Origin of the sequence: Pseudoxanthomonas mexicana (assembly GCF_014397415.1) — a bacterium.
Taxonomy (GTDB): Bacteria; Pseudomonadota; Gammaproteobacteria; order Xanthomonadales; family Xanthomonadaceae; genus Pseudoxanthomonas_A; species Pseudoxanthomonas_A mexicana.
Window position 1 is genome coordinate 2,144,645 of sequence record NZ_CP060731.1, and the last position, 25,847, is coordinate 2,170,491.

The 25,847-nt window shown below is 67.8% G+C and carries 23 protein-coding genes; 12 read left to right on the forward strand and 11 right to left on the reverse strand.

The features are described 5' to 3' along the window. Nucleotides 1-90: 90 nt before the first annotated feature. The 9 genes from IAE60_RS09965 to IAE60_RS10005 all read left to right on the forward strand — a co-directional run bounded on the left by IAE60_RS09965 (nucleotide 91) and on the right by IAE60_RS10005 (nucleotide 11,057). Nucleotides 91-1,485 (forward strand): glutamine synthetase family protein, encoded by a 1,395-nt coding sequence (locus IAE60_RS09965; protein WP_187572133.1) that lies wholly within the window; start codon nucleotides 91-93, stop codon nucleotides 1,483-1,485. Nucleotides 1,486-1,639: 154 nt separating this feature from the next. Further along, nucleotides 1,640-3,004, forward strand: a complete 1,365-nt coding sequence (locus IAE60_RS09970) for an aspartate aminotransferase family protein (RefSeq protein ID WP_187572134.1) — start codon at nucleotides 1,640-1,642, stop codon at nucleotides 3,002-3,004. Between the two features lie 90 nt (nucleotides 3,005-3,094). Next, on the forward strand, nucleotides 3,095-4,210 hold the full coding sequence (locus tag IAE60_RS09975; protein WP_187572135.1) for a polyamine ABC transporter substrate-binding protein: 1,116 nt from the start codon (nucleotides 3,095-3,097) through the stop codon (nucleotides 4,208-4,210). A 202-nt stretch (nucleotides 4,211-4,412) separates the two neighbouring features. Further along, on the forward strand, nucleotides 4,413-5,540 hold the full coding sequence (locus IAE60_RS09980) for a polyamine ABC transporter substrate-binding protein (RefSeq protein WP_187572136.1): 1,128 nt from the start codon (nucleotides 4,413-4,415) through the stop codon (nucleotides 5,538-5,540). A gap of 100 nt (nucleotides 5,541-5,640) precedes the next feature. Beyond that, nucleotides 5,641-6,777 (forward strand): ABC transporter ATP-binding protein, encoded by a 1,137-nt coding sequence (locus tag IAE60_RS09985; RefSeq protein ID WP_162110710.1) that lies wholly within the window; start codon nucleotides 5,641-5,643, stop codon nucleotides 6,775-6,777. Then, on the forward strand, nucleotides 6,774-7,688 hold the full coding sequence (locus IAE60_RS09990) for an ABC transporter permease subunit (protein ID WP_187572137.1): 915 nt from the start codon (nucleotides 6,774-6,776) through the stop codon (nucleotides 7,686-7,688). Before IAE60_RS09985 ends, IAE60_RS09990 begins: the two co-directional genes overlap by 4 nt. Continuing rightward, the gene (locus IAE60_RS09995; protein ID WP_162110711.1) at nucleotides 7,685-8,527 is read left to right on the forward strand and encodes an ABC transporter permease subunit; all 843 of its coding nucleotides are present in this window, start codon (nucleotides 7,685-7,687) and stop codon (nucleotides 8,525-8,527) included. Before IAE60_RS09990 ends, IAE60_RS09995 begins: the two co-directional genes overlap by 4 nt. A gap of 177 nt (nucleotides 8,528-8,704) precedes the next feature. Continuing rightward, nucleotides 8,705-10,066 (forward strand): NAD-dependent succinate-semialdehyde dehydrogenase, encoded by a 1,362-nt coding sequence (locus IAE60_RS10000; protein ID WP_187572138.1) that lies wholly within the window; start codon nucleotides 8,705-8,707, stop codon nucleotides 10,064-10,066. A 130-nt stretch (nucleotides 10,067-10,196) separates the two neighbouring features. Then, complete coding sequence (locus IAE60_RS10005; protein WP_187572139.1) at nucleotides 10,197-11,057, forward strand: pirin family protein; 861 nt, start codon at nucleotides 10,197-10,199, stop codon at nucleotides 11,055-11,057. Between the two features lie 37 nt (nucleotides 11,058-11,094). Here IAE60_RS10005 and IAE60_RS10010 read toward each other — a convergent pair whose 3' ends face one another. From IAE60_RS10010 to IAE60_RS10030, 5 genes are all read right to left on the reverse strand, one after another. Further along, nucleotides 11,095-11,553: a hypothetical protein gene (locus IAE60_RS10010; protein WP_187572140.1), complete on the reverse strand. Its 459-nt coding sequence runs from the start codon at nucleotides 11,551-11,553 to the stop codon at nucleotides 11,095-11,097. Between the two features lie 237 nt (nucleotides 11,554-11,790). Further along, nucleotides 11,791-12,516: an aquaporin Z gene (gene aqpZ / locus IAE60_RS10015; protein ID WP_187572141.1), complete on the reverse strand. Its 726-nt coding sequence runs from the start codon at nucleotides 12,514-12,516 to the stop codon at nucleotides 11,791-11,793. A gap of 146 nt (nucleotides 12,517-12,662) precedes the next feature. Beyond that, complete coding sequence (locus tag IAE60_RS10020) at nucleotides 12,663-13,526, reverse strand: pirin family protein (protein WP_185895675.1); 864 nt, start codon at nucleotides 13,524-13,526, stop codon at nucleotides 12,663-12,665. A 110-nt stretch (nucleotides 13,527-13,636) separates the two neighbouring features. Then, nucleotides 13,637-14,302 carry a deoxyribonuclease V gene (nfi, locus tag IAE60_RS10025; RefSeq protein ID WP_187572142.1) on the reverse strand — a complete coding sequence of 222 codons (666 nt, stop codon included), beginning with the start codon at nucleotides 14,300-14,302 and terminating at the stop codon, nucleotides 13,637-13,639. After that, entirely contained in the window at nucleotides 14,299-14,835 is a 537-nt protein-coding gene (locus tag IAE60_RS10030; RefSeq protein WP_187572143.1) for a SixA phosphatase family protein, read from the reverse strand. The genes nfi and IAE60_RS10030 overlap by 4 nt, the downstream gene beginning before the upstream one ends. A 121-nt stretch (nucleotides 14,836-14,956) precedes the next feature. Between IAE60_RS10030 and IAE60_RS10035 the strand changes: the two genes are divergently transcribed. Further along, a complete protein-coding gene (locus IAE60_RS10035) occupies nucleotides 14,957-16,507 on the forward strand; it encodes a phospholipase D family protein (protein WP_187572144.1) in 1,551 nt (516 codons plus the stop codon). Nucleotides 16,508-16,510: 3 nt separating this feature from the next. Here the strand turns inward: IAE60_RS10035 and IAE60_RS10040 are convergent, their stop codons facing one another. The 6 genes from IAE60_RS10040 to IAE60_RS10065 form a co-directional block, all read right to left on the reverse strand. Continuing rightward, a complete protein-coding gene (locus tag IAE60_RS10040; RefSeq protein ID WP_244966547.1) occupies nucleotides 16,511-17,116 on the reverse strand; it encodes an HD-GYP domain-containing protein in 606 nt (201 codons plus the stop codon). A 70-nt stretch (nucleotides 17,117-17,186) separates the two neighbouring features. Beyond that, nucleotides 17,187-20,657, reverse strand: a complete 3,471-nt coding sequence (mfd, locus tag IAE60_RS10045; RefSeq protein WP_187572145.1) for a transcription-repair coupling factor — start codon at nucleotides 20,655-20,657, stop codon at nucleotides 17,187-17,189. A gap of 106 nt (nucleotides 20,658-20,763) precedes the next feature. Beyond that, a complete protein-coding gene (locus IAE60_RS10050; RefSeq protein ID WP_187572146.1) occupies nucleotides 20,764-21,036 on the reverse strand; it encodes a DUF4242 domain-containing protein in 273 nt (90 codons plus the stop codon). Between the two features lie 90 nt (nucleotides 21,037-21,126). Beyond that, the gene (locus IAE60_RS10055; RefSeq protein WP_162111152.1) at nucleotides 21,127-21,675 is read right to left on the reverse strand and encodes a GNAT family N-acetyltransferase; all 549 of its coding nucleotides are present in this window, start codon (nucleotides 21,673-21,675) and stop codon (nucleotides 21,127-21,129) included. 55 nt (nucleotides 21,676-21,730) lie between these two features. Continuing rightward, nucleotides 21,731-22,681: a DUF808 domain-containing protein gene (locus IAE60_RS10060; RefSeq protein ID WP_187572147.1), complete on the reverse strand. Its 951-nt coding sequence runs from the start codon at nucleotides 22,679-22,681 to the stop codon at nucleotides 21,731-21,733. A gap of 77 nt (nucleotides 22,682-22,758) precedes the next feature. After that, nucleotides 22,759-23,616, reverse strand: coding sequence for a 23S rRNA (adenine(2030)-N(6))-methyltransferase RlmJ (locus tag IAE60_RS10065; protein ID WP_187572148.1), 858 nt, complete (start codon nucleotides 23,614-23,616; stop codon nucleotides 22,759-22,761). 25 nt (nucleotides 23,617-23,641) lie between these two features. Here IAE60_RS10065 and creB point away from each other — a divergent pair, with 25 nt between their 5' ends. Next, nucleotides 23,642-24,334, forward strand: a complete 693-nt coding sequence (gene creB / locus IAE60_RS10070) for a two-component system response regulator CreB (protein ID WP_185895683.1) — start codon at nucleotides 23,642-23,644, stop codon at nucleotides 24,332-24,334. Nucleotides 24,335-24,337: 3 nt separating this feature from the next. After that, nucleotides 24,338-25,777 carry a two-component system sensor histidine kinase CreC gene (gene creC / locus IAE60_RS10075; RefSeq protein WP_187572149.1) on the forward strand — a complete coding sequence of 480 codons (1,440 nt, stop codon included), beginning with the start codon at nucleotides 24,338-24,340 and terminating at the stop codon, nucleotides 25,775-25,777. Nucleotides 25,778-25,847: the final 70 nt, after the last annotated feature.

A 25,847-nucleotide genomic window follows, 5' to 3' on the forward strand; every position in this document is an offset into this window, starting at 1 on the left:
ACCCGCCGCCATGGGAGAGCGGGCGCTGACGCGCCCGTGGCGAAGCCGCCGGCGCGCGCCGGTCCCTCCCTACCGAGAATCGTGTTCCCCATGACCCAGAAGCAAACCCAACGCAGGAAGAAGGCCGACGCCGCCGAGCTCTCCGAGAGTTCCCTGCGGCGCTGGCTGAAAGAGCGCCGCATCACCGAAGTGGAGTGCCTGGTGCCGGATATCACCGGCAACGCGCGCGGCAAGATCATCCCGGCCGACAAGTTCAGCCACGACTACGGCACGCGCCTGCCGGAGGGCATCTTCGCCACCACGGTCACCGGCGACTACCCCGACGATTATTACGAACTGACCTCGCCTTCGGATTCGGACATGTTCCTGCGGCCCGATCCGGATACGGTGCGGATGGTGCCGTGGGCAGCCGATCCGACCGCGCAAGTGATCCACGACTGCTACACCAAGGACGGCAAACCGCACGAGCTGGCGCCGCGCAACGTGCTGCGCCGCGTGCTGGCGGAGTACGAAAAGGAGGGCCTGCGGCCGGTGGTGGCGCCGGAACTGGAGTTCTTCCTGGTGCAGAAGAACACCGATCCCGATTTTCCGCTGCTGCCCCCCGCCGGGCGGTCGGGCCGCCCCGAGACCGCCCGGCAGTCGTACTCGATCGATGCGGTCAATGAGTTCGACCCCATCCTCGACCTGATGTACGACTACTGCGAGGCGATGGAACTGGACGTGGACACGCTGATCCACGAGTCCGGCGCGGCCCAGCTGGAGGTCAACTTCACCCACGACGACGCCCTGTCGCGCGCGGACCAGGTGTTCCTGTTCAAGCGCACGATGCGCGAAGCCGCGATGCGGCACGGCGTGTATGCCACCTTCCTGGCCAAGCCGATGGAGAACGAGCCCGGCAGCGCCATGCACATCCACCAGAGCCTGCTGGACGTGAAGACGGGCCGCAACGTGTTCACCGGCAAGACCGAAGGCAAGGGCAGCAAGCTGTTCGGCCACTACCTGGCCGGCCTGCAGAAGTACGTGCCGATGGCGATGGCGTTCTTCGGCCCCAACGTCAACTCCTACCGTCGGCTCGCGCTGGGCCAGGTGGCGCCGATCAACGTGCAGTGGGGTTACGACAACCGCACCTGCGGCCTGCGCGTGCCGATGGATACGCCGGAAAACATGCGCGTGGAGAGCCGCTTCGCCGGCTCCGACGCCAATCCCTACCTGGCCATGGCCGGCACCCTGGCCTGCGGCCTGATGGGCATCCGCGAGCAGCTCAAGCCGACCGAGCCGCTGGCCAGCAGCGCCCAGGACATCGGGTTCGAGCTGCCACGTTCGCTGGGCGAGGCGCTGGACGAACTGGAGGGCTGCAGGCCGCTGCGCGACCTGATGGGGGCGCGCTTCGTACGCGCCTACGTGTCGGTCAAGCGCAAGGAATACGAGACCTTCTTCCGCGTGATCAGTTCGTGGGAGCGGGAGTTCCTGTTGTTGAACGTCTGATTGAACGTTACGCCCTTCTCCCTTCGGGAGAAGGTGGCGCGCAGCGCCGGATGAGGGGCGAACGGAGTCATGACGCTTGAATGGTCTGGACTCCATCGCCCCTCACCCCAACCCCTCTCCCGGTGGGAGAGGGGCTCGACATCACGGAGCCCTTATGACCCAACTCGACACCCTCACCCTGCAGAAGCTCGATGCCGAGCACCACCTGCATCCGTTCAACGACAACGCCGCACTGGCGAAGAAGGGCACGCGCATCCTCACCAAGGGCGAGGGCTGCTATGTCTGGGATGCCGAGGGCAACAAGCTGCTCGATGCCTTCGCCGGCCTGTGGTGCGTCAACATCGGCTACGGCCGCAAGGAGCTGGGCGAGGTGGCGTCGAAGCAGATGACGCAGCTGGCCTACTACAACAGCTTCTTCCAGTGCACCACCGAGCCGACCATCGAACTGGCGGCCAAGCTGGCCGAACTGGCGCCGGGCGACCTCAACCATTCCTTCTTCGTCAATTCCGGCTCCGAGGCCAACGACACCATCCTGCGCCTGGTGCGCCATTTCTGGGCGGTGCAGGACAAGCCGCAGAAGAACATCTTCATCGGCCGCCACGATGGCTACCACGGCACCACCATGGCCGGTGCCAGCCTGGGCGGCATGAAGGGCATGCACAAGCAGGGCGGTCTGCCGATCCCCGACATCCACCACATCGATCCGCCGTTCTGGTTCGCCGACGGCGGCGACCTGTCCGAGGAGGAATACGGCCTGGTCGCGGCGCGCCGGCTGGAGCAGAAGATCTTGGAACTGGGGCCGGAGCGCGTGGCGGCCTTCATCGGCGAGCCCATCATGGGCGCCATCGGCGTGTACATCCCGCCGATGACCTACTGGCCCGAGATCGAGCGCATCTGCCGCCAGTACGACGTGCTGCTGATCGCCGACGAGGTGATCTGCGGCTTCGGCCGTACCGGCGAATGGTTCGGTTCGCAGTATTTCGGTTTCCAACCGGACATCATGCCGGTGGCCAAGGGCATCACCTCCGGCTACATCCCGCTGGGCGCCGCGATGTTCAACGATCGCGTCTCGAAGGTGCTGAAGGAGCAGGGCGGCGAACTGGCGCATGGCGCAACGTACTCCGGGCACCCGGTCTGTGCGGCGGTGGCGCTGGAGAACATCCGCATCCTGCAGGACGAGAAGATCGTCGAGCGCGCGAAAGCCGAGGTCGCCCCCTATCTGGCCCAGCGCTGGGCCGAGCTGGGCGAGCACCGGTTGGTGGGGCAAGCCCGTATCGCCGGCATGGTCGGGGCGCTGGAACTGGTGCCGGACAAGAAGAAGCGGGCATTCTTCCCCGAACGCGGCACGGTGGGTCCCCGTTGCCGCGACCACGCGCTGAAGCACGGACTGATCCTGCGCGCCACCTGGGACGCCATGCTGCTGTCGCCGCCGCTGATCATCACGCGCGCGCAGGTGGACGAACTGTTCGACAAGACGTGGAAAGCGCTCAACGACACCGCGGCGGATCTGGGTATGTGATGTCATGGCGCGGTTCGTGCGCTGCGTCACAGCGCCGCGGCCCGGGCGTATGATGTTTCCATCCCCCGATCCTGTTCCATGGAGACCCCGATGAAGCTCAAGACCCTCACCGTCATGCTGGCCGCCGCCGCCCTGGCCGCCTGTGGCGGCAAGGACGAGAAGGCCGCCACAGGTGCGCCCTCCAAGACGCTCAACGTCTACAACTGGTCCGACTACATCGCCGAGGACACCATCCCCGAGTTCGAGAAGGCCACCGGCATCGCGGTGACCTACGACGTGTTCGACAGCGACGAGATGGTCGAGACCAAGTTGCTGGCCGGCAGCAGCGGCTACGACGTGGTGGTCCCCTCGCTGAGCTTCCTCGGCCGGCAGATCCAGGCCGGCGTGTTCCTGCCGCTGGACAAGAGCAAGATCCCCAACCTGAAGAACCTCGACCCGGCCATGCTCAAGCGCATCGAGCAGCAGGACCCGGGCAACCAGTACGCCGTACCTTATCTCTGGGGCACCAGCGGCATCGGCTACAACGTCGACAAGATAAAGGCGGTCTTCGGCGACACCGCCGTCACCGGCAGCTGGGACGTGGTGTTCAAGCCGGAAAACGCCGCCAAGCTGAAGGACTGCGGCATCACCGTGCTGGACACGCCGTCGGAGCTGATCCCGATCGCGCTGAACTATCTGGGCGAGGATCCGCACAGCTTCGATCCGGCCGTGATCGACAAGGCCGCCGCGCTGCTGAAGTCGATCCGTCCCTACATCCGCAACTTCCACTCGTCCTCGTACATCAACGACCTGGCCAACGGCGATGTCTGCCTGGTGGTCGGCTGGTCGGGCGACATCATCCAGGCGCGCGACCGCGCTGCCGAAGCGGGCAACGGCGTCAACGTCGCCTATTCCATCCCGAAGGAAGGCGCGCCGCAGTGGTTCGACATGCTGGCCATCCCGAAGGATGCCAAGAACGTCGACAACGCCTACGCCTTCATCAACTATCTGCTCGACCCGAAGGTCGCGGCGGCCAACACGAACTACGTGACCTATCCGAATCCGGTCCCGGCGTCGAAGCCGATGGTGGATCAGGCCATCGCCGAAGACCCGACGATCTACCCGCCGGCCGAGGTGGACGCGAAGCTCTTCACCTTCGCGGTCCTGCCGCCGGAGGTCGACCGGCAATACACGCGGATCTGGACGGAACTGAAGACCGGACGCTGAAAATCACGAGGGCGCGTGCCATGACGGACGCGCCCTCTGTCATCGTGCCGCCACGACATTACCGGCGGCACAAGGGGAGAGGGGAGACGGGGAGCACGACGGCACGGAACCGGCCATTGCAACGACAGCACGCCCGCGCCGGCCTGGTGGCGATGCGGGAACCACATCAAGCCGCCCTCGCGGGCCGAATGGAGAGAGATTGATGAAACTGCGCGTACTGGCAACCACCCTGGCCCTGTGTACCCTTGCGGCGTGCGGGAAGTCGGGCAGCGAAGGCGATACCGGGGCTCCCGCCGCGGGCGGCGCAAAGCAGGTCAACGTCTACAACTGGTCCGACTACATCGCCGAAGACACCATCCCCAATTTCGAGAAGCAGTCCGGCATCAGGGTCACCTACGACGTGTTCGACAGCAACGAGGTGCTGGAGACCAAGCTGCTGGCCGGCAGCAGCGGCTACGACGTGGTCGTGCCGACGATGAACTTCCTGGGCCGGCAGATCCAGGCGGGGGTGTTCCTGCCGCTGGACAAGAGCAAGATCCCCAACTACGCCAACCTGGACCCGGCCATCATGAAGCGCCTGGAGAACCAGGACCCGGGCAACCAGCACGCGATCCCCTACATGTGGGGCACCACCGGCATCGGCTACAACGTGGACAAGGTGAAGGCCGCATTCGGCAACACCGACCTCGCCAGCAGCCTGGACATCGTGTTCAAACCGGAGAACATCAGCAAGCTGAAGGACTGTGGCGTGACCTTCCTCGATACGCCGTCGGAGATCATACCGATCGCGCTGAACTATCTGGGCGAGGATCCCAACAGCCACGATCCGGCCGTGATCGACAAGGCGGCCGCGCTGCTGAAGACCATCCGCCCCTACATCACCAACTTCCATTCCTCGCAGTACATCGACGCCATGGCCAACGGCGACACCTGCCTGGTGGTGGGCTGGTCCGGCGACATCATCCAGGCGCGCGACCGTGCCGTGGAGGCCAAGAACGGCGTCAACATCGCCTATGCCATTCCCAAGGAAGGTGCGCCGCAGTGGTTCGACATGCTGGCCATCCCCAAGGACGCCAAGCACGTGGATGAAGCCTATGCCTTCATCAACTATCTGCTCGACCCGCAGGTGATGGCCAACAATTCAAACTTCATCAGCTATCCCAACGCCATTCCCAAGGCGAAGGAACTGATGGACAAGGCCATCACCGGTGATCCGACCATCTATCCCACGCCCGAGGTGGAGGCCAAGCTGTTCACCTTCGCCATCATCCCGCCGGAAGTGGATCGCCAGTACACGCGCATCTGGACGGAACTGAAGACGGGCAAGTAAGCGCCGCCGCCGGGGCGGATGGCCTCCGTCCCGGGTCCGGTGGATCCACGCGATACATCACGGCCGGCGCCGGCATGGCGCCGGCGACCAGGGGAGTTCCATGGCGGCAGAACAGGGCAATGGCGCGGCACCGAATGGCAAGGCGAGCGCGCAGGAGTATCTGCGCATCGTCGACGTACGCAAGGAATTCGACGGCTTCGTCGCCGTGGACGACACCAACCTGACCATCCGCAAGGGCGAGATCTTCGCGCTGCTGGGCGGCTCGGGCAGCGGCAAGTCGACGCTGCTGCGCTGCCTGGCGGGCTTCGAGAAACCGACGTCCGGCAAGATCTACCTCGATGGCCAGCTGCTCAACGACCTGCCGCCGTACGAGCGGCCGCTCAACATGATGTTCCAGTCGTATGCGCTGTTTCCGCACATGACGGTGGAACAGAACATCGCCTTCGGCCTGAAGCAGGACGGCCTTTCGAAGGAGGCCATCAGGAAGCGCGTCGAGGAGATGCTGGCGCTGGTGCAGCTGGGCAAGCTGGCCAAGCGCAAGCCGCACCAGCTGTCCGGCGGCCAGCAACAGCGCGTCGCGCTGGCTCGGTCGCTGGCCAAGGGTCCGAAGCTGCTACTGCTGGACGAGCCGATGGGCGCGCTGGACAAGAAGCTGCGCTCGCAGATGCAGCTGGAACTGGTCAGCATCATCGAGAAATCCGGCGTGACCTGCGTGATGGTCACCCACGACCAGGAAGAGGCCATGACCATGGCCACCCGCATCGCGCTGATGGACCAGGGCTGGATCCGCCAGGTGGGCACGCCCGACGAGATCTACGAGCAGCCCACCAGCCGCTTCGCCGCCGAGTTCATCGGCTCGGTCAACCTGATCGAGGGCGTGGTGGAGGAGGACGAGGCCGACTACGTCACGATCCGCTCGCCGCAGCTGCCGGACCCCATTTACATCGGCCACGGCATCTCCGGCTTCGAAGGGCAGGAGGTCGGCTTCGCGGTGCGGCCGGAGAAGCTGGGCATCGGCAAGCAGGAGCCCGAACAGCCCCATAACAAGGCCAAGGGCGTGATCGAGGACATCGCCTACTTCGGCAGTCACTCGGTCTACCACGTGCGCCTGCCCAGCGGATACAAGTTCATGGCCAACTTCGCCAACGTGCAGCGCTGGGCCAGCGAGGGCCTCACCTGGAACGACGAGGTCTGGGTGTGGTGGGGCGACAACGACGGCGTGGTGCTGACCTCATGAACATCCTCCGCTCCCTGGGCAAGCGTCTGCCGGGGCCGCGCTGGGGCGTCATTTCGGTGCCCTATGTGTGGCTGCTGCTGTTCTTCGCCATCCCGTTCCTGATCGTGCTGAAGATCTCGTTCGCCAAGCTGGCGATCGCGATGCCGCCGTACACGCCCATCCTGGAGTACATCGACGAGGCGCTGACGCTCAAGCTCAACCTGGGCAACTACACGGCGCTGTTCACGGATTCGCAGTACATCCAGGCCTATCTCAGTTCCATCAAGATCGCGGCCATCTCCACCTTCCTGGCCCTGCTGGTCGCATACCCGATCGCCTACGTCATCGCGCGGCTGCCCCCCTCGACGCGCAACATCGCGATGATGCTGGTGGTGTTGCCGTCGTGGACGTCGTTCCTGATCCGCGTTTACGCCTGGATCGGCATCCTCAAGAACAACGGTCTGCTCAACAACCTGCTGATGAAGATCGGCATCATCGACGAGCCGCTGCAGATCCTGTACACGCCCATGGCCGCGTACATCGGCGTCGTCTACTGCTACCTGCCGTTCATGGTGCTGCCGCTGTACACCAACCTGGTGAAACACGACCACCGCCTGCTGGAAGCCGCCTACGACCTGGGCGCGAAGCCTTGGAAGGCGTTCTTCACCATCACCCTGCCGCTGTCCAAGGCCGGCATCATCGCCGGCTGCATGCTGGTGATGATTCCGGCGGTGGGCGAGTTCGTCATTCCGGAGCTGCTCGGCGGCCCGGATACACTGATGATCGGTCGTGTGCTGTGGGGCGAGTTCTTCAACAACCGCGACTGGCCCGCGGCATCGGCGGTGGCCATCGTGATGCTGATCCTGTTGCTGATTCCCATCCTGATCTTCAACCGCGTGCAGCAGCGCGAGCTAGAAGGGAGGCTGACATGAGTCGTGTCGGACAACGCGCCGTCAACTGGACGGTGCTGGGGCTGGGCTTCGCCTTCCTGTACGTGCCGGTGTTCATCCTGATGGTGTACTCCTTCAACGAGTCGCGCCTGGCCACGGTCTGGTCCGGCTTTTCGTTCAAGTGGTACGGCGAGCTGTTCCGCGACGACAAGATGCTGCGCGCGGCGTGGATCAGCATCAAGGTGGCGTTCTGGACGGCGACCGCCGCGGTGGTGCTGGGCACCATGGCGGCGCTGGTGATGACGCGCATGCGCCGCTTTCCGGGCAAGACGCTGTTCGGGGCGCTGATCACCGCGCCGCTGGTGATGCCGGAAGTGATCATCGGCCTATCGATCCTGCTGATGTTCGTGTCGCTGGGCGAGTTCGTCGGCTTCAAACCCGGCGGCATCCTGTCCATCTGGATCGCGCACGTCACCTTCACCCTTGCGTTCGTCACCGTGGTGGTGTCTTCGCGTCTGTCCGAACTGGACAAGTCGCTGGAGGAGGCCGCGATGGACCTGGGGGCGAACCGGATCAAGGTGTTCTTCCTGATCACGCTGCCGATCATCGCGCCGGCGCTGGTCTCGGGCTGGCTGCTGGCCTTCACGCTGTCGCTGGACGACGTGGTGATCGCCAGTTTCGTCGCCGGACCCAGTTCCACCACGCTGCCGATCGAGGTGTTCTCGTCGGTGCGACGAGGGCTCAGCCCCAAGATCAACGCGCTGGCCACGCTGATGATCCTGGTGGTGAGCGTGGCCGCGTTCCTGGGGTGGTGGTTCATGTATCGCGAGGAGAAGCGTCGCCAGCGCGACGTGCAACTGGCGTTGCAGGAGAACGGGTAGGGCGAGGGCGGCCTCGCATGCGCCGCATCCCGATCCCCGTGTAGGAGCGCCCCGTAGGCGCGATGCTCTTCGTTCGGGCGTGGGAAAAGCGTCGCGCCCATGGGGCGCTCCTACAGAGCAACCACGATCCGATAACACACGCTGTCCGAAGATGTCGGCCAGGCAAGAGAACTTCCCATGACCGTCGAAACCATCAATCCCGCGACCGGCAAGGTCGAGTATCGCCACGAACTGATGACGGCCGCGCAGGTCGATGCCACGCTTGCGGCCGCGCAGCAGGCCTTTCCCGCATGGGCGGCGCTGTCGCTGGCCGAGCGCGGCAAGGTCCTGCGCGCGGTCGGCGTCGAGCTGCGCCGCCGCCGCGAAGACATCCAGCGCATCATGACGGCGGAGATGGGCAAGCTGCGCAAGGAAGCCCTGGCCGAGGTCGACAAGTGCGCAGGTGCCTGCGACTACTACGCCGACCACGCGGCCGACTACCTGCACGACCAGCCCGTGTCCACGGACGGGCAGCGCAGCTACGTGCGTTACGAGCCGATCGGCTGCGTGCTGGCGGTGATGCCGTGGAACTTCCCGATCTGGCAGGTGTTCCGTTTCCTTGCGCCGGCGCTGATGGCGGGCAACGTGGCGGTGCTCAAGCACGCCAGCAACGTCCCGCGCTGTGCCGACGTGATCGCGGAGGTACTGGCGGCGGCAGGGCTGCCGGCCGGGGTGTTCGGCGTGCTGCATATCGACAACGACCAGGCGGCCGAGGTGATCCGCGACGCGCGCGTCGCCGCCGTGACGTTGACCGGTAGCGAGCGCGCGGGGCGCTCCGTCGCCGCCAATGCCGGTAGCCAGTTGAAGAAGAGCGTGATGGAGCTGGGCGGCAGCGATGCCTTCATCGTGCTGGACGATGCCGATCTCGACAAGACCGTCGCGGGCGCCGTGGCCTCGCGCTTCGGCAATGCCGGCCAGACCTGCATCGCGGCCAAGCGCTTCATCGTGCAGGAAGGCATCGCGGATGAATTCGTGAAGCGCTTCGTGGAGGCGGCAGCCAAGCTGCGACTGGGCGATCCGCAGGACGACGCCACCACGCTGGCGCCGATGGCGCGGCAGGACCTGCGCGACGAGCTGCACAAACAGGTGCAGGCGAGCGTGGCCAAGGGCGCGAAGGTGCTGCTCGGCGGCGAACCCGATGCGTCGCACGCCGGTTATCCGGCGTCGATCCTCGATGCGGTCGCGCCCGGCATGCCCGCCTACGAAGAGGAACTGTTCGGCCCGGTCGCGAGCATCCTGCGCGTGAAGGACGATGCCGAAGCCGTGCGGGTCGCCAACGACACCACCTTCGGTCTGGGCGGCAGCGTGTGGACCCGCGACGTGGACCGTGGCGACCGGATCGCGCGCCAGCTGCAGGTGGGTGCGGCCTTCGTCAATGCCATCGTGCGCAGCGACGTGCGATTGCCGTTCGGCGGCACCAAGCGCTCCGGCTTCGGTCGCGAACTGGCGGAGCACGGCATCCACGAGTTCATGAACATCAAGTCGGTCTACATCGCCTGATTGATCCGCGGGAGAGCCCGGGGGCGCCCCGCAATGATTGTCCGCTTCGATGGAACGGATGGTTACGTCGGCCGCCGTTCCTAAGCCGCCATGCCGGTGCCATCTTGTCGGCAGTTGAACTGGAGGCGCCATGAGCACCCTGACCGATACCACCCCCGCCCGCGTGATCCGTACCGTACGCGGCCGACCCACGTCCGATGGCGCGGGCGTCAAGCTCACGCGCGTGATCGGCGGTCCCGACCTGCCCGACCTGGATCCGTTCCTGCTGCTGGACGAGTTCGGCACGGACAAGGCCGAGGACTACATCGCCGGCTTCCCGGAACATCCGCATCGCGGCTTCGAAACCGTCACCTACATGCTCGATGGCCGCATGCGCCATCGCGACAACCATGGCAACGAAGGCCTGCTGACGCCGGGCGCCGTGCAGTGGATGACGGCCGGGCGCGGACTGGTGCATTCGGAGATGCCGGAACAGGAATCCGGGCGCATGCGCGGGTTCCAGCTGTGGGTGAACCTGCCCGCGCGCGAGAAGATGACGGCGCCGAAGTACCAGGAGTTCGCTCCGGATCGCATTCCTGTCGCCAAGCCGGCGGCAGGCGTGGAGGTGAAGGTGATCGCAGGCCGTGTCGGTGACGTGCAGGGTCCGATTTCGCAGCCTGCCACCGATCCGGTGTATCTCGATATCGCGCTCGATGCGGGCAAGGCATGGGAGTACGCATTGCCGGCCGGGCACAATGCGTTTGCCTACGTGTTCGAAGGCGCGCTCACGGTGGGTGAGGGTGACGAAGCGCGGCCGCTGGATACCCACGAAATGGGCGTGCTCGGTGGCGGCGAAGTGCTGCAGGTGCGGGCAGGCAGTCGTCCTGTGCGTGTGATCGTGGTGGCGGGCCGTCCGCTGCGCGAACCGGTGATGCGCCACGGCCCGTTCGTCATGAATACGCGGCAGGAACTGATGCAGGCCTTCGTGGATTTCCAGGAAGGCCGCTTCTGAAAGAGGGAGCGGGCCGGGATACCCCCGGCCCGCGCCATCAGTTGCCCGCGGAAAGCTGCGCGCTGGTGGCGCGCACGTCGAGCTGCTCGGTCAACGCGATCAGCGTGCCCAGTTCCTCGGGCGATTCGGCGTTGATCCAGACCTGTGCATAGCGGTCGTTGTCGAGTTCGACCACGGTGATGCGGCGGGACTGCATGTCGGGCATGTCGCGCCCTCCCAGGTCCGGCCGGTACCAGTACACGTCCTCGCCGGAGAAGGTGCCTTCCTCTTCGCGCAGCCGACGTTCCAGGCTGATCCTGGGATCGCGCGAGGTCAGCATCACGTTGAGCACCTGGCGCCCGTCGGCGGTGACCGCCTTGCAGGCGATGAAGGTGGCGTCCACGCGCTGTTCCCACTGCAGGCCCGCACTGGCGGGCAGGGTGGGGCAGGGCGGCGCTTCCTGCGACCACACGGACGTGGAGGCCAGCAGGAGGCAGGCGGCGATCAAGGTCTTCATGCGGTGTCCCCTTGGTTGGTCGCCCGGAAGGCGTGCTTCGGATCTTCCGAACACCGCGACGGGCCTGCGGCCCTGTTCCATCCCTTGCTGTCCCCGGCGTCGGTTGCCGTGTTCCCCCGGCAATGGTCCGACCTTAGCCCATGCTGCGCCGCAGAACAACGCTGCCCGGTCCCGGAAGCGCGCATGCGAGGCAGGGAAAACGCGTTGCCCGGCAGGGCCGGGCAACGTCGGCAGGCTTCAGCTGCGTTCCCTTCCCAGCCAGCCGTACAGCAGCATGCCGCCGATCAGGCCGCCCAGCACAGGCGCCAGCCAGAACAGCCACAGCTGGCCGATGGCGGCGGGCCCGGCGAACACCGCCACGGCGGTGGAGCGTGCGGGGTTCACGGACGTGTTGGTGACCGGGATGCTGATCAGGTGGATCAGGGTCAGGGCCAGGCCGATGGCGATGGGGGCGAAGCCCGCCGGCGCGCGCCCGTGGGTGGACCCCATGATGACGATCAGGAAGAACGCGGTGAGCACCACTTCGGTCAGGAAGGCGGCGGCGACGGAATAGCCGCCGGGCGACATCGCCCCGTACCCGTTGCTGGCGAACGCGCCGGCGGCGTTGGGGTCCACCGCGAACGCCGGCTGTCCGCTGGCGATCTGCCACAGGATGAAGCCCGCCGCGATGCCACCGGCGACCTGCGCCACCACGTAGGGCAGCAGTTCTTTCGCGGAGAAACGGCCACCGGCCCACAGGCCCACGCTGACCGCCGGGTTGAAGTGTCCGCCCGAGATGTGGCCGAACGCGTAGGCGCCGGTCAGCACGGTCAGGCCGAACGCGAGCGCCACGCCCAGGAAGCCGATGCCCAGCGGATTGCCGTCACCGCCGAAATGCGCGGCCAGTACGGCGCTGCCGCAGCCGCCCAGGACCAGCCAGAACGTCCCCAGGAATTCCGCCGCGAGTTTCTTCGTCAGACTCATGCCAGCCCCCAATGCGTGCGTGCCCCGTCACATGACGGTGGGCGCACGATAGCGGAACCGGAACGGCACAGGTGTTTGCTTTGCGTTAGCCGCCCATGCTTCAAACGCGACTGAAGTAAAACTCACATTTCGCGTGCCGGCGCGGCTCAGCGCTCCGGCAGCGGAATGAACTCGGTCTCGCCCGGCACCTGGCCGAAGCGGCCGTCCAGCCAGTCCTGCTTGGCCTGGTCGATCCGCTCCTGCGAACTGGACACGAAGTTCCACCACATGTGGCGCGGTGCATCCAAGGGCTCGCCGCCCATCAGCAGGCCCTTCACCGGCGTCTTCGCCCGCAGCACCGGACGGCTGCCGCGGTCGAACACCACCAGATGCTTCTCCGGGATGTCGGCGCCATCGACCTGTGCGTCGCCTTCCAGCACGTACAGCGCCCGCTCGACATGGCCTGCGTCGATCTCCAGTTCGGCATCGGGTTGCAGGTCCACGGCCACATTGAAGGTGCCGCTGAAGACCTTCACCGGCGATTCCTCGCCGTAGGCGCGGCCGGCGATGACGCGCAGGCGCGCGCCGGCGCGCTCGACCACCGGCAGGGTGGCGGCCGCGTGGTGGTGGAACTCCGGTGCGACCTCCTCGTACGACTTCGGCAGCGCCACCCAGGTCTGCATGCCATGCACGTCGTGGCGGCCGGTGCGCACATCGGCAGGCGTGCGCTCGGAATGGGCGATGCCGCGGCCGGCGGTCATCCAGTTGACGTCGCCGGGCGCAATCACCTGTTCCGAGCCCAGCGTGTCGCGATGATGGATGGCGCCACTCCAGAGGAAGGTCACCGTCGCCAGGCCGATGTGCGGATGCGGGCGCACGTCGATGCCGCGCCCCGGCTCGAACACGGCCGGCCCCATGTGGTCGACGAACACGAACGGCCCCACGCTGCGGGCCTGCAGGCTGGGAACGGCGCGGCGGACGTTGAAGCCGCCGCCCAGGTCGTGCACGCGCGGCGCGATGATCGTGGTCATGTCATGTCCTCGTTGGATGGCCCGCAGCATCGCATGGGCCGATGCCGGACCCGACGACGATACGGAAACGGTCCGTTGCGGGTCATCCCCCATCCGGGCAGGTAAGGCGGTCAGTCGCGGCGCGAGGCCAGGCGATCCGCCAGACGGGTGGGTTCGGGCAGGCGGTAGCCGCGCAGCGTGCGCAGGACGGCGTCCAGCGCGCCCTGCATGGACACGCGATGACCCGGCGAGACGAACAGCGGGTTGCAGCGCACCTTGCTGCGCAGGGCCCAGCCGATCTGTTCGCCGCGATGGAGCAGCGGCACATGTTCGCCGGCCAGTGCACCCAGCGGATCGTGCCGTCCGCACAGCACGTTCTTGGCCACGCCGATGCTGGGCAGGCCGGTGACCACGCCGAAATGCGCGGCAATGCCCAGTCGCCGCGGATGCGCGATGCCGTGGCCATCCACGAACACCAGGTCCGGCGTGTGCGGCAGGCGCTCGAGCGCGGCGACCAGGGCCGGAAGTTCGCGAAAGCTCAACAGCCCCGGGACATACGGCATCGAAGTGGGAACGCGCACGATCTCGGTCGCGACCGGCTGCAGCGTATCGGCGGCCAGCAGCACGGCGGCGGCGCGGGTGATGGCACCGGCGTCCTCGAACCCGACATCGAATCCGCCCAGCCAGCGCGGTGCTTCAGGCGCGTCGTCGCGCAGCATCACCTCCGCGGCCAGGCGTTGCTGCACCCGGCGTGCATCGGCGGCACTGCCGTCCCAGTCGCCGAACAGGCCGCTCATGGCCGCGACGAGGCGCCGTACCGCTGCACTTCCAGCGACGCGCGGCCGTCCGCAGCGAAGCGCACGATGGACATGCGGTCGTACTCGGTGTCGTCCATCGGCACAGTGGCACAGGCACACAGCGCCGCCACCAGGTCCGGCACGGTGTTGCTGTGGGCGACGACCAGCACGGTGCCCGCATCGTGCGCCTGGCGCCACTGCGCGGCGACCTCGGCCGCGGGACCACGCGCGAAGTACGCCTGCACCGGCACGCCGTGCAGCGCGGCGGCCGGCTGCGCGGTCTGCTGGGTGCGGCGGAACTCGGTGGCATAGGCGGCCATCAGTGGCGCGTCGCGCAGGCGTTCGGCCAATGCGGTGGCGCGTGCCCGTCCTGCGGCGGACAGTCCGGGATTCTCCGGATCGTCGGTCGCCTTCTCGGCGTGGCGCACCACCACGAAGGTCAGCGGCGCGGTATCCCGCGGCACCGTGGTGCCGCATGCGACCAACAGGTGTACCAGCAGCAGGGCGAGGAGAACGCGGAACCGTCGCGGCATACGCAGGGGATCCTGGGACAAGGGTGGGTGCCGAGCGTGCAATGCGGGCAGGACCGGTGCAAGCGGCATCGTCACGGGTTGGCCGCTACGATAGGGCCAGGTCCGTGAAGAAGGGGAGACCATGCGCAAGTGGCTGCGCCGGCTGGGCATTGCGGTGGTGCTGATGGCGGTGGCGTCGGCGACGGCGTTGTACAGCTACGGACGCTTCGCCGAGGCGGCACGGGGGCCGGCCTCGCATGCGCTGCCGACCGCGGCCGATGCCACCGCGCTCGACCGCGCCGTCGCGCCCCTGTTGCGCGCGCATCCCGGGCGCAGCGGCATGGCGCTGCTGGCCGACAACCTGGATGCCTTCACCGTGCGTGCCGCCAGCGCTCGTGCTGCGGGGCGCAGCCTGGACCTGCAGTACTACATCTGGAACCACGACTTCACCGGGAACCTGCTGGGCTACGAGGTGCTGCGCGCGGCCGACCGCGGCGTGCGCGTGCGCCTGCTGCTGGACGACATGACCGCGCACGGCAAGGATTCTCACCTGGCCGCGCTGGATGCGCACCCCAATATCGAAGTGCGCCTGTTCAATCCCTCGCGCAGCCGCGCCGGCGTGCTGGGGCGGGCCAGCGAAATGCTGCTGCGCCCGGTGGCGATGAATCGCCGCATGCACAACAAGGCCTGGATTGTCGACGGCCGGGTGGCGGTGGTGGGCGGACGCAACGTGGGCGACGAGTATTTCGATGCCGCCGCGCAGACCAACTTCCTCGACCTGGACGCGGTACTGGTGGGGCCGGCGGTGCGGCAGACGTCGGCGATCTTCGACGACTTCTGGAACAGCGCCTCGGTCATTCCGCTCGCCGCGCTGTCCGGGGCAGAAGAGGGCGCGCTGGCGCGACTGCGTGCGCATGGCGACGCCGGCTATCGTTCCACGCGCGCCGCCGACTATGTCGCGCGCCTGCGAAGCAGCCCGGGATTGCCGGCGCTGGTGGGTGGAAACGCGCTTCACTGGCTGGATGAGGTGGGCGTGTACTCGGATCCCGCTGCCAAAGGACAGGGCGAAGGGAAGGCGCAATGGCTGGTCCACCGGCTGGGCAGGGCGATGGGCCTGGCGAAGCGCGAGTTGCGGGTGATCTCGCCGTACTTCGTGCCTGGCGAGGAGGGCACGCGCTGGCTGGTGGGCAAACGCGCGCAGGGCGTCGACGTGAGCGTGCTGACCAATTCGCTGGCGGCCAACGACGTGATGGCCGTGCACGGCGGCTACGCGCCGTACCGGGTTCCGCTGCTGGAGGGCGGCGTGACGCTGTACGAGCTGATGCCGCACGGACGGCAGGACAGCAGCCTGTTCGGGTCCAGCGGCGCCAGCCTGCATACCAAGGCGTTCGCGGTGGATGCGGAGCGCGGCTTCATCGGGTCGTTCAACCTCGACCCACGGTCGGTCAACCTCAACACCGAGATGGGCATCCTGTTCCGCGACCGCGCCGCCACCGCGGCGCTGCTGCGCAGCTACGAGGCCAAGATCGCGCCGGACAAGAGCTATCGCGTGCGCCTGCTCGACGGCGAGCTGCGTTGGGACGATGCATCCGTTGCGCCGCCGCGTACCTGGGATCGCGAGCCGGAAGCCAGTGCATGGCGCCGCTGGACCGCCCGCGCCGTGGGCTGGCTGCCGATCGAGTCGCAGCTGTAGCGCTCAGGCCTCGCGCAGGTCGGCGTTGCGCATCAGCTGTTCGAACACGCGGAAGACCTCGGGATCGATCTTCTGGTGCTGCTCGGCATGCAGGATGCGCATGGCCGTTTCGTGGCTGCGGGCTTCGGCATACGTGCGGCGCGTGGTCATCGCATCGTAGCTGTCGGCCACGCGCAGCAGGCGCGCGCCCAGCGGGATGGCGTCGCCGGCCAGTCCGTCGGGATAGCCGCTGCCGTCCATGGCTTCGTGATGGTGGCGGATCAGCGTGGCGACCTCCGAGGCATGCGCATGGCCGCTGGCCAGGAAGATGCGCTCGCCCAGTTCGCTGTGCGCGCGGATGGCCGGCCAGTCGTCGTCGGGCACCGTGCCCGGATGCAGCAACACGCGGTCGGGCACGCCGATCTTGCCCACGTCGTGGAAGTGCGCCGCCAGCTCCAGCTGCTCCAGCTGGGCCGGCTCCAGGTCGAAGCACTGGCCCAGCGCCCGTGCGATGCGACCGGTGCGGTCGCAGTGCCCGCGCGTATAGGCGTCGCGCACCTCGATCGCCAGTGCCAGCGACTCCATCGAGCAGGCGATGTCGCCGAAGTCGGGGGAGGGATCGAAGCTCACGGCGTAGCGACCTGGGACGGGACGTGGCACAGGGTGGCGGAAACTCGGAAGCCAGGCAAGGCGGTCGTCCTCATGGGGACAGCGTCGCCAGCAGCGCTTTCGCCGCATTGAAGCGGTCAGGGGCGTCGGGCAGCGGGACCTTGATGCGCAGCTTGTCCGGCCCGTCCATGGCATAGAGCCTGGGCTGTTTCTGGATCAGCTGGATCACCGCCATCGGATCGATGTTCGGCTTGCTCTCGAACACGATGCGACCACCGTGCTCGCCGAGCTCCAGCTTGCGGATGCCCAGCGCATTGGCCGCCAGCTTCAGTTCGGCCGTGGCGAACAGGTACTTCGCCGGATCGGGCAGCAGGCCGAAGCGGTCGATCATCTCCACCTGCAGATCGCGCAGGTCCTCCTTGTCCGGCGCGCTGCTGATGCGCTTGTACAGGGTCAGGCGCGTGTGCACGTCGGGCAGGTAGTCTTCGGGGATCAACGCCGGCACGTTGAGTTCGACGTCGGCGCCGCGTCGCTCCTGGCCCACGTCCACGTCGGGCAGGTGGCCGGCCTTGATGGAGCGCACGGCGCGTTCCAGCAGCTCGGTGTACAGGCTGAAGCCGACTTCGGCCATCTGCCCGCTCTGGTCCTCGCCCAGCAGCTCGCCGGCACCACGGATCTCCAGGTCGTGCGTGGCCAGGGTGAACCCCGCACCCAGCTCGTCCATCGAGGCGATGGCCTCCAGCCGGCGCTGCGCGTCGGCGGTGATGCTGCGCTTGTCGGGCACCACCAGGTACGCGTAGCTGCGGTGGTGCGAACGACCCACGCGTCCGCGCAGCTGATGCAGCTGCGCCAGGCCGAACTTGTCGGCGCGGTTCATGATGATGGTGTTGGCGTTGGGGATGTCGATGCCCGACTCGATGATCGTCGTGCACAGCAGCACATTGAAGCGCTGCTTCTGGAAATCCAGCATCACCTGTTCCAGCTCGCGCTCGGGCATCTGCCCGTGCGCCACGCCGATGCGCGCCTCCGGCACCAGTTCCTGCAGTTCGCGCTGCATGCGGCCGATGCTCTCCACGTCGTTGTGCAGGAAGTACACCTGGCCGCCGCGCGACAGTTCGCGCTGGAAAGCTTCCCTCAGCAGCGCGTCGTCCCAGGGCGTGACGAAGGTCTGCACCGCCATGCGGTTGGCCGGGGGCGTGGCGATGATGGACAGGTCGCGCAGACCGGCCATCGCCATGTTGAGCGTGCGCGGGATCGGGGTGGCGGTCAGCGTCAGCAGGTGGACGTTGGCGCGCAGCGCCTTCAGCGCTTCCTTCTGGCGCACGCCGAAGCGCTGCTCTTCATCCACGATTACCAGGCCCAGGTCCTTGAACTTCACGTCCGGCTGCAGCAGGCGATGGGTGCCGACGATGACGTCGAGCTTGCCTTCGGCGAGCTTCTCCAGTTCCGCCTTGATCTCCTTGGCGGTCTTGAAGCGGGACAGCACCTCGACCTTCAACGGCCAGTCGGCGAAGCGGTCGCGGAAGTTGCGGTAGTGCTGTTCGGCCAGCAGCGTCGTCGGCACCAGCACGGCGACCTGCTTGCCGGCGCTGGCGGCGGCGAAAGCCGCGCGCACCGCGACTTCCGTCTTGCCGAAACCCACGTCGCCGCAGACCACCCGATCCATCGGCTGGCTGGACTGCAGGTCGCGCAGCACCGCTTCGATGGCCGCGCGCTGGTCGGGCGTCTCCTCGAACGGGAAGCCGGCGGCGAACGGTTCATATATCGGCCGGTCAACGTGCAGTGACAGGCCCGCACGCGCCTGCCGGCGTGCCTGGATCTCCAGCAGTTCCGCCGCCACGTCGCGGACCTTCTCTGCCGCCTTCTTCTTCGCCTTCGCCCAGGCTTCACCGCCGAGGGAATGCAGCGGGGCGGTTTCCGGCGAGGCACCGGAGTAGCGGCTGATCAGGTGCAGCTGCGCGACCGGCACGTACAGGCGGTCGCCCTTGGCGTATTCGATCTCCAGGAACTCGCCCGGCATGCCGCCCACGTCCATCGCGATCAGGCCGCGGTAGCGGCCCACGCCGTGGTCCTCGTGGACGATGGGCGCGCCCTCGGTCAGCTCGCCGAGGTCACGGATGATGGCTTCGGGTTCGCGGCCGGTGCGCCTGCGGCGATGCGCCTGGGTGGCGCGCTCGGGGAACAGCTGCCGTTCGGTGAGTACCGCGATGCGCGGGTCGTCGAGCGCGAAGCCGTCTTCCAGCGGTGCCACGGTGATGGCGAACCGGTCGCGTCCGGTACGGAACGCGGTGAAGTCCGCCAGGACGTCGGGGACGAGCGCGGCGGCCTGCAGCACCTCCAGCAGCGCCTCGCGCCGCCCCGGGGAATCGGAGGCGATCAGGATGCGGCCGGGATAGTGGCCGAGGAACGACTTCAGCGCTTCGCCGGCGGGCGCATCCTTCGCCGCCACCGGCAGGGGCGGCAGCGGCTGGTCGCCCAGCGGCAGCGCATCCCCATGGCGGCTGTGGTGCGGACCGCAGACCTCCACGCGCTGGCGCTGGTTGAGGCGCTCGCGCAGGCTGTCCGGCGACAGGTAAAGCTCGTCCGGCGGCAGCAGCGGACGCTCGATGTCGTGGCGGCGCTGGTCGTAGCGGTTGCGCGTCTGCGCCCAGAACGCTTCCGCCGCTTCGCCGAAGCCGTCGGTCAGTACCGGCAGCGCGTCGGCGTGCAGGTAATCGAACAGCGTGGAGGTGGCATCGAAGAACAGCGGCAGGTAGTACTCCACGCCCGCCGGTGCCAGACCCGATTTCAGGTCCTGATACAGCGCGCTGCGGCGCGTGTCCACGTCGAAGCGGTCGCGCAGCAGGGTCATCGCGCGTTCGACCGAGCGCTCGTCCAGCGGCACCTCGCGGCCCGGCAGCAGCTGCACCGATTCCACCCGGTCCAGCGAACGCTGGCTTTCCGGGTCGAAGTGGCGGAGCGAATCGATGGTGTCGTCCAGCAGTTCGATGCGCAGCGGCGCGTCGGCGCCCATCGGGTAGACATCCAGCAGCCCGCCGCGCACGGCGAAGTCGCCGGGGTCGAGCACCTGCGGCACGTGCCGGTAGCTGGCGGCCTCGAGGCGGCGCTTCTCGGAATCGAAGTCCAGCCGCTGGCCCATGCGGTAGTCGAAGCTGCCGCCGGCGATGTGCTTCAGCGGCGAGAGGCGCTGCATCAGCGTCTGCACCGGCACCACCACGATGCCCTTCTCCAGCGTGGGCAGGCGATGCAGGGCCGAGAGCCGTTGGGAGACGATGTCCGGATGCGGACTGAACTGGTCGTAGGGCAGGGTTTCCCAATCCGGGAATGCCACCACCGGCAGGTCTCCGGCGATGCCGAGCAGCGTGTGCAGGTCGGCTTCCAGCTGATGCGCCTCGTGGTTGTCGCGGGCGACTACCAGCAGCGGGCCTTCGTGCGCGCGCGCAGCCGAGGCGATCGACCATGCCAGCGCCGTAGGCGAGGCGGGTGCACGCCACCAGGCGCGGGACTGGCTGCCGCGGGGCAGCGGGGGAACGGGGAGGGCGGGATTCTTGGGTTCGGTCATGGGTACACGGAACAACGGCAGCGCCGGACACCATGGGGTGCCCAGCGCGAAGGGATGCGCAGTTTACCAAGCAGGCCCGCAAGGGCCGCTCACGCGTCGGAACGGATCATTCCGCGGTCAGCGGGTCGATCACCTGGGCGACGACGGAAATGCGGTCGACGGGGAACCCGCCACGGCGCGCGTGTTCCAGGACGATGTCCTCGTTGGGTGCGCGATAGACGCAATAGATCCTGTCGTCGGTGACGTAGCTGTGCTCCCACTGGATCTGCGGACCCAGGTCGTCCAGTACGCGGCAGGAGGTCCGCGAGACGGATCTGAGCTCGGCGGGCGTCATAAGGCCGGCGCCCTGGATGTCGCGTTCGATCAGGTAACGGGGCATGACGACCTCCCGGAACGGTGGCGGGGGCCACGTCCTCATCCGCTGACACGCGGTGAGCGGCTGGCGCGGGCCGACCGCCTGTCGGCGGCGTCAGGGCTCTTCGTTGAGGTCCAGCACCACCCGGACCAGGCCCGAGCCGTCGCCCTCGCGCACCCGCTTGAAGCCCAGCGACTGCGCCAGCGCAAGCATCGGCAGGTTGGTGTCCAGCACGTCGCCGTACAGACGGTCCAGTTTCTTCGAGCGGGCCCACTTGGCCAGCTTGCGCATCAGATGGCGGCCCAGGCCCTGGCCGGCGATGAAGTGGCTCACCAGGATGGCGAACTCGGCGTCGCGCGTGCGCGGCACCAGCGCCGCGCGCGCGACCGCGCCGACCAGCGCTTCGCCGGGGGGCAGTGGCTCGGCGGCGACCAGGGCGAACTCGGTGTTGGGGTCGGGATGGGTCAGGCGCTGCGCCATTTCCGGCGACAGCTCCTTCAGGGCGTACAGGAACCGGTGGCGGATCTCTTCCGGTCCCAGCAGGCCGAAGGCGCCCTGGATGGGGCCGGCATCTTCCGGACGGATCGGGCGGATCAGCAGTTCGCGCCCGCTGGGCAGGCGGAAGTGTTCATGCCACGGAGGCAGGCGTTTCGGCGCGGTCATGGGGCGATGCTCGCATGAAATCCTGAAGGGCGGCGAGGGTCGAAGGGCACACGGTTCAGGCAGCGTGGCGTTTGCCGCGCAGGCGCTGGACCGCGGTCACCACCGCCAGGATGACGGCGCCCGCCACCACGCCCACGCCCGCGTTGAACAGGTTTTCCCACAGCACGCCCCATCCGCCGTGGGTGTAGGGCTGGATAAGGTGGTGAAGCGCCGGGATGCTGTGGACCAGGATGCCGCCGCCCACCAGGAACATCGCCGCGGTGCCGGCGATGGAGAGGAATTTCATCAGGTAGGGCGCGCTGTACAGGATGCCCCGCCCGAAGGCCCGCTTGAAGCGCGCCCAGCCGCTGTCGCGCGTGTCGGCGGTCAGCGCCAGACCGGCGTCGTCCAGCTTCACGATGCCGCCCACCAGGCCGTATACGCCCACGGTCATGATCGCCGCGATGGCGACCAGCGTCATGACCTGCTCGATGAAAGTGCGCCCGCCCAAGGTGCCCAGCGAGATCACGATGATCTCGGCCGACAGGATGAAGTCCGTGCGGATGGCGCCGCGGATCTTGTCCTTCTCGAACGCCACCATGTCGACTTTGGCATCCTGCACCGCGGCCAGCCGCTGGGCATGCGCCTGTTCGTCCTCGCCCTTGTGCAGGAACTTGTGGGCCAGCTTCTCCACGCCCTCGAAACAGAGGAAAGCGCCGCCGATCATCATCAGCGGCGTCACCAGCGGAATGTTGTACCCGCGTCCGTGCAGCCAGGTCTCCAGGGCGCTGATGGCCAGCGCGGCCGGCACCAGGATGGCCTTGTTGACCATCGAGCCCTTGGCCACCGCCCACACCACCGGCAGCTCGCGGTCGGCCTTCACGCCGGTTACCTGCTGCGCATTGAGCGCCAGGTCGTCGCCCAGCACGCCTGCGGTCTTCTTCGCGGCCACCTTCGTCATCACGGACACGTCGTCCAGCAGGGTGGCGATGTCGTCGATCAGGGCGAACAGGCTGGATCCGGCCATGGAAGAAGGGTCGTCGGCAGATAAGGGAGGGAATTCTCGCACAGCACCCTGACGGCGCCGTGTGACGCGGAGACCCGTCAGGTGGGTGGGCGCAGCCACTCCAGCCGCTGGCTGGCGCCGGCTTCGCTCAGGGCGGTGGCCAGCACCGGCAATACCGGCGCCAGCGCCTGGTCCAGCTGCCAGGGAGGGTTGAGGACCAGCATGCCGCTGCCGGTCAGGCGCAGGGGCGAGTCGTCGGGCCGCACCTGCAGTTCCGCCACGAACGCACCCCTGGACGGCAGCGCCGCCGCCTTGCGGAAGAAGGGCTGCAGGGTGCGCCGCTGCTTGATCGGATACCAGACCGCATAGGTCGCCGCCGGCCAGCGTTCCAGCGCATCCCGCAGTGCGGAGATGATCTGCGGGTATTCGGCGTCCTGTGCCTCGTAGGGCGGATCGATCAGCACCAGCCCGCGGGCGATGCGCTGCGTGCCGGCGCGCGGGGGCAGCAATGCCTTCATCGCACCGTAGCCGTCGCGCGCATGCACGGCCACGCGCGGGTCATGGGCGAACAGGTCCTTCAGTGCGGCGGCTTCCTCGGGCTGCAGTTCGCAGGCGGCCAGCCGGTCCTGGTCGCGCATCGCCTGCGCGACCAGCAGCGGTGAGCCGGGATAGGCCACCAGCGCGCCGACGGGGTTATTCGCCTGCACCGCGCGCAGGTAGGCCTCGGCCAGTGCCGGCAGGCGGGGCGCATCGAGCAGGCGGAAGACCCCTTCGTCCGCCTCGGACGTCTTGCGGCTCTCCGCCCCGCCCAGCAGGTAGCGACCACGGCCGGCATGCGTGTCCAACACGAAGAACGGCGTGTCCTTGCGCTTCAGCGCGTCGACCAGGGCCAGCAGCACGATGTGCTTGAGAACGTCGGCGTGGTTGCCTGCATGGAAGGCGTGGCGGTAATTCATGGCGTGCAGCATATATGCTTGCGCCATGCCCCGCGTACTGATTGCCGAAGACGAAGCCGCCATCGCCGACGCCGTGCTGTATGCGCTGCGCAGTGAAGGCATCGAAGCCGATCACTGCCTGCTCGCACGCGAGGTGGCGCCGCGCGTGCGCGCCGGCGGCGTTGACGTGGTGGTGCTGGACGTGGGCCTGCCCGATGGCAGCGGGTTCGACGTGTGCCGCGAACTGCGCGGCTTCAGCGACGTGCCGGTGATCTTCCTGACCGCCCGCAACGACGAGATCGACCGCGTGCTGGGGCTGGAGCTGGGCGCCGACGACTATGTCACCAAGCCCTTTTCCCCCCGCGAACTGGTGGCCCGCGTGCGTGCGCGCCTGCGCCGCGCGGGGGCGGTACCTGCCGCATCCCCGGCGTCCGCCGACCCGTGGGTCATGCGCGGCGCGTTCGCCATCGACCGCGAAGGCCACCGCATCCGCTACCGGCAGCAGCTGCTCGACCTGACCCGCTACGAGTACGCCGTGCTGGACGCGCTGCTGCAGCGCCCGGGCGCCATCCTCAGCCGCGCGCAGCTGATGGACCGCGGCTGGGACAGCGATGCCGACAGCGCCGACCGCACCGTCGACACCCACGTGAAGACCCTGCGCGCCAAGCTGCGCGCGGCCGGGGCCGATCCCGACCCGATCCGCACCCATCGCGGACTGGGTTACGCCGTCGAGGCCTGACGCATGCGCCTGGGGCTGAAGCTCGTGCTCGGCTTCTTCCTGATCGTCGGCATCGCCGCGTTCTTCGTCATGCGCGTGTTCGTCAACGAAGTGAAACCCGGTGTGCGCCAGGCGATGGAGTCCACCCTGGTGGACGCGGCCAACCTGCTGGCGGAAGTGGCCGCCGAAGACCTGAAGGCCGGTCGCATCGCCGACGGCGGGTTCGCGCGCCACGTCGCGCTGGCCCAGCAGCGCGACCCGAAGGCCTGGGTATGGCGGTTCCAGAAGCGCTCGGTCGATTACCGGGTAACGGTCACCGATGCGCGTGGCACGGTGGTGTTCGACTCGCAGGGGCGCGACGTCGGCCGCGACAACTCGCGCTGGAACGATGTCTACCGCACGCTGCGCGGCGAGTACGGCGCTCGCTCCAGTCCGGAAACCCCTGGCGATACCGCGCATACCGTGATGCACGTGGCCGCGCCCATCTACGACCCGGGCGACCGCCGCACGCTGCTGGGCGTGCTGACGCTGTCGCAGCCCAACCGCAGCATCGAGCCCTTCATCATCGCCAGCCAGCGCAGCATCCTGCTGCGCGGCGCCTGGCTGATCGGCATCTCGGCGCTGATCGGCGTGCTGATGACGTGGTGGCTGGTGCGCGGCATCGGTGGGCTGAACCGTTATGCGCAGGCCGTCAGTGCCGGCGAGCCGGTGCCGCCGCCGCGGCCGCGTGCCGACGAGATCGGCGACCTCGGGCGCGCGCTGGAGACCATGCGCCGCAAGCTGGCCGGCAAGGCCTACGTGGAGCAGTACGTGCAGTCGCTGACCCACGAGATGAAATCGCCGCTGGCCGCGATCCGCGGTGCGGCCGAGCTGCTGCAGGAGCCGCTGCCGGAGGCGGACCGCCAGCGTTTCGCGCGCCATATCCAGGCGCAGGAGCAGCGGCTCACCGAGACCATCGACAAGCTGCTCGCGCTGGCGGAAGTGGAACAGCACGGCTGGCTGCAGCGGCGCGAGCGCATCGATGCCGGCGCGCTGGTGGAGCAGGTGGTGCAGGCCGTCGACGCCAGGCTCACCCCGCATGGCGTGCGGATCCACCGCGCGCCGCCCGCGGGTGCCTGGGCGGTGGAGGGCGACGCCTTCCTGCTGCGCCGTGCCCTGGGCAATCTGCTGGACAACGCGCTTGCGTTCTCGCCGCCGGACGGTTCGGTGGAACTGGTCGTCGAACAGGCGGACGGGCAGGTACGCTTCATCGTGCGCGACCGCGGTCCGGGGATTCCGGAATACGCGCACGAACGCGTGTTCGAACGTTTCTATTCGCTGCCGCGCCCGGACAGCGGCCAGCGCAGCTCCGGACTGGGCCTGCCGTTCGTGCGCGAGGTCATGCGCCTGCACGGCGGCGAAGCCTCGCTGCGCAACCGGCCCGAGGGCGGTGCAGAAGCCGTGCTGTCGTTGCCGGCGGTCTGACACGAGACTTCACACAGCCTTCAAACACGCTTCCTGCCGGTTGCACCCGGCCACCTGACGATGCTCCCCG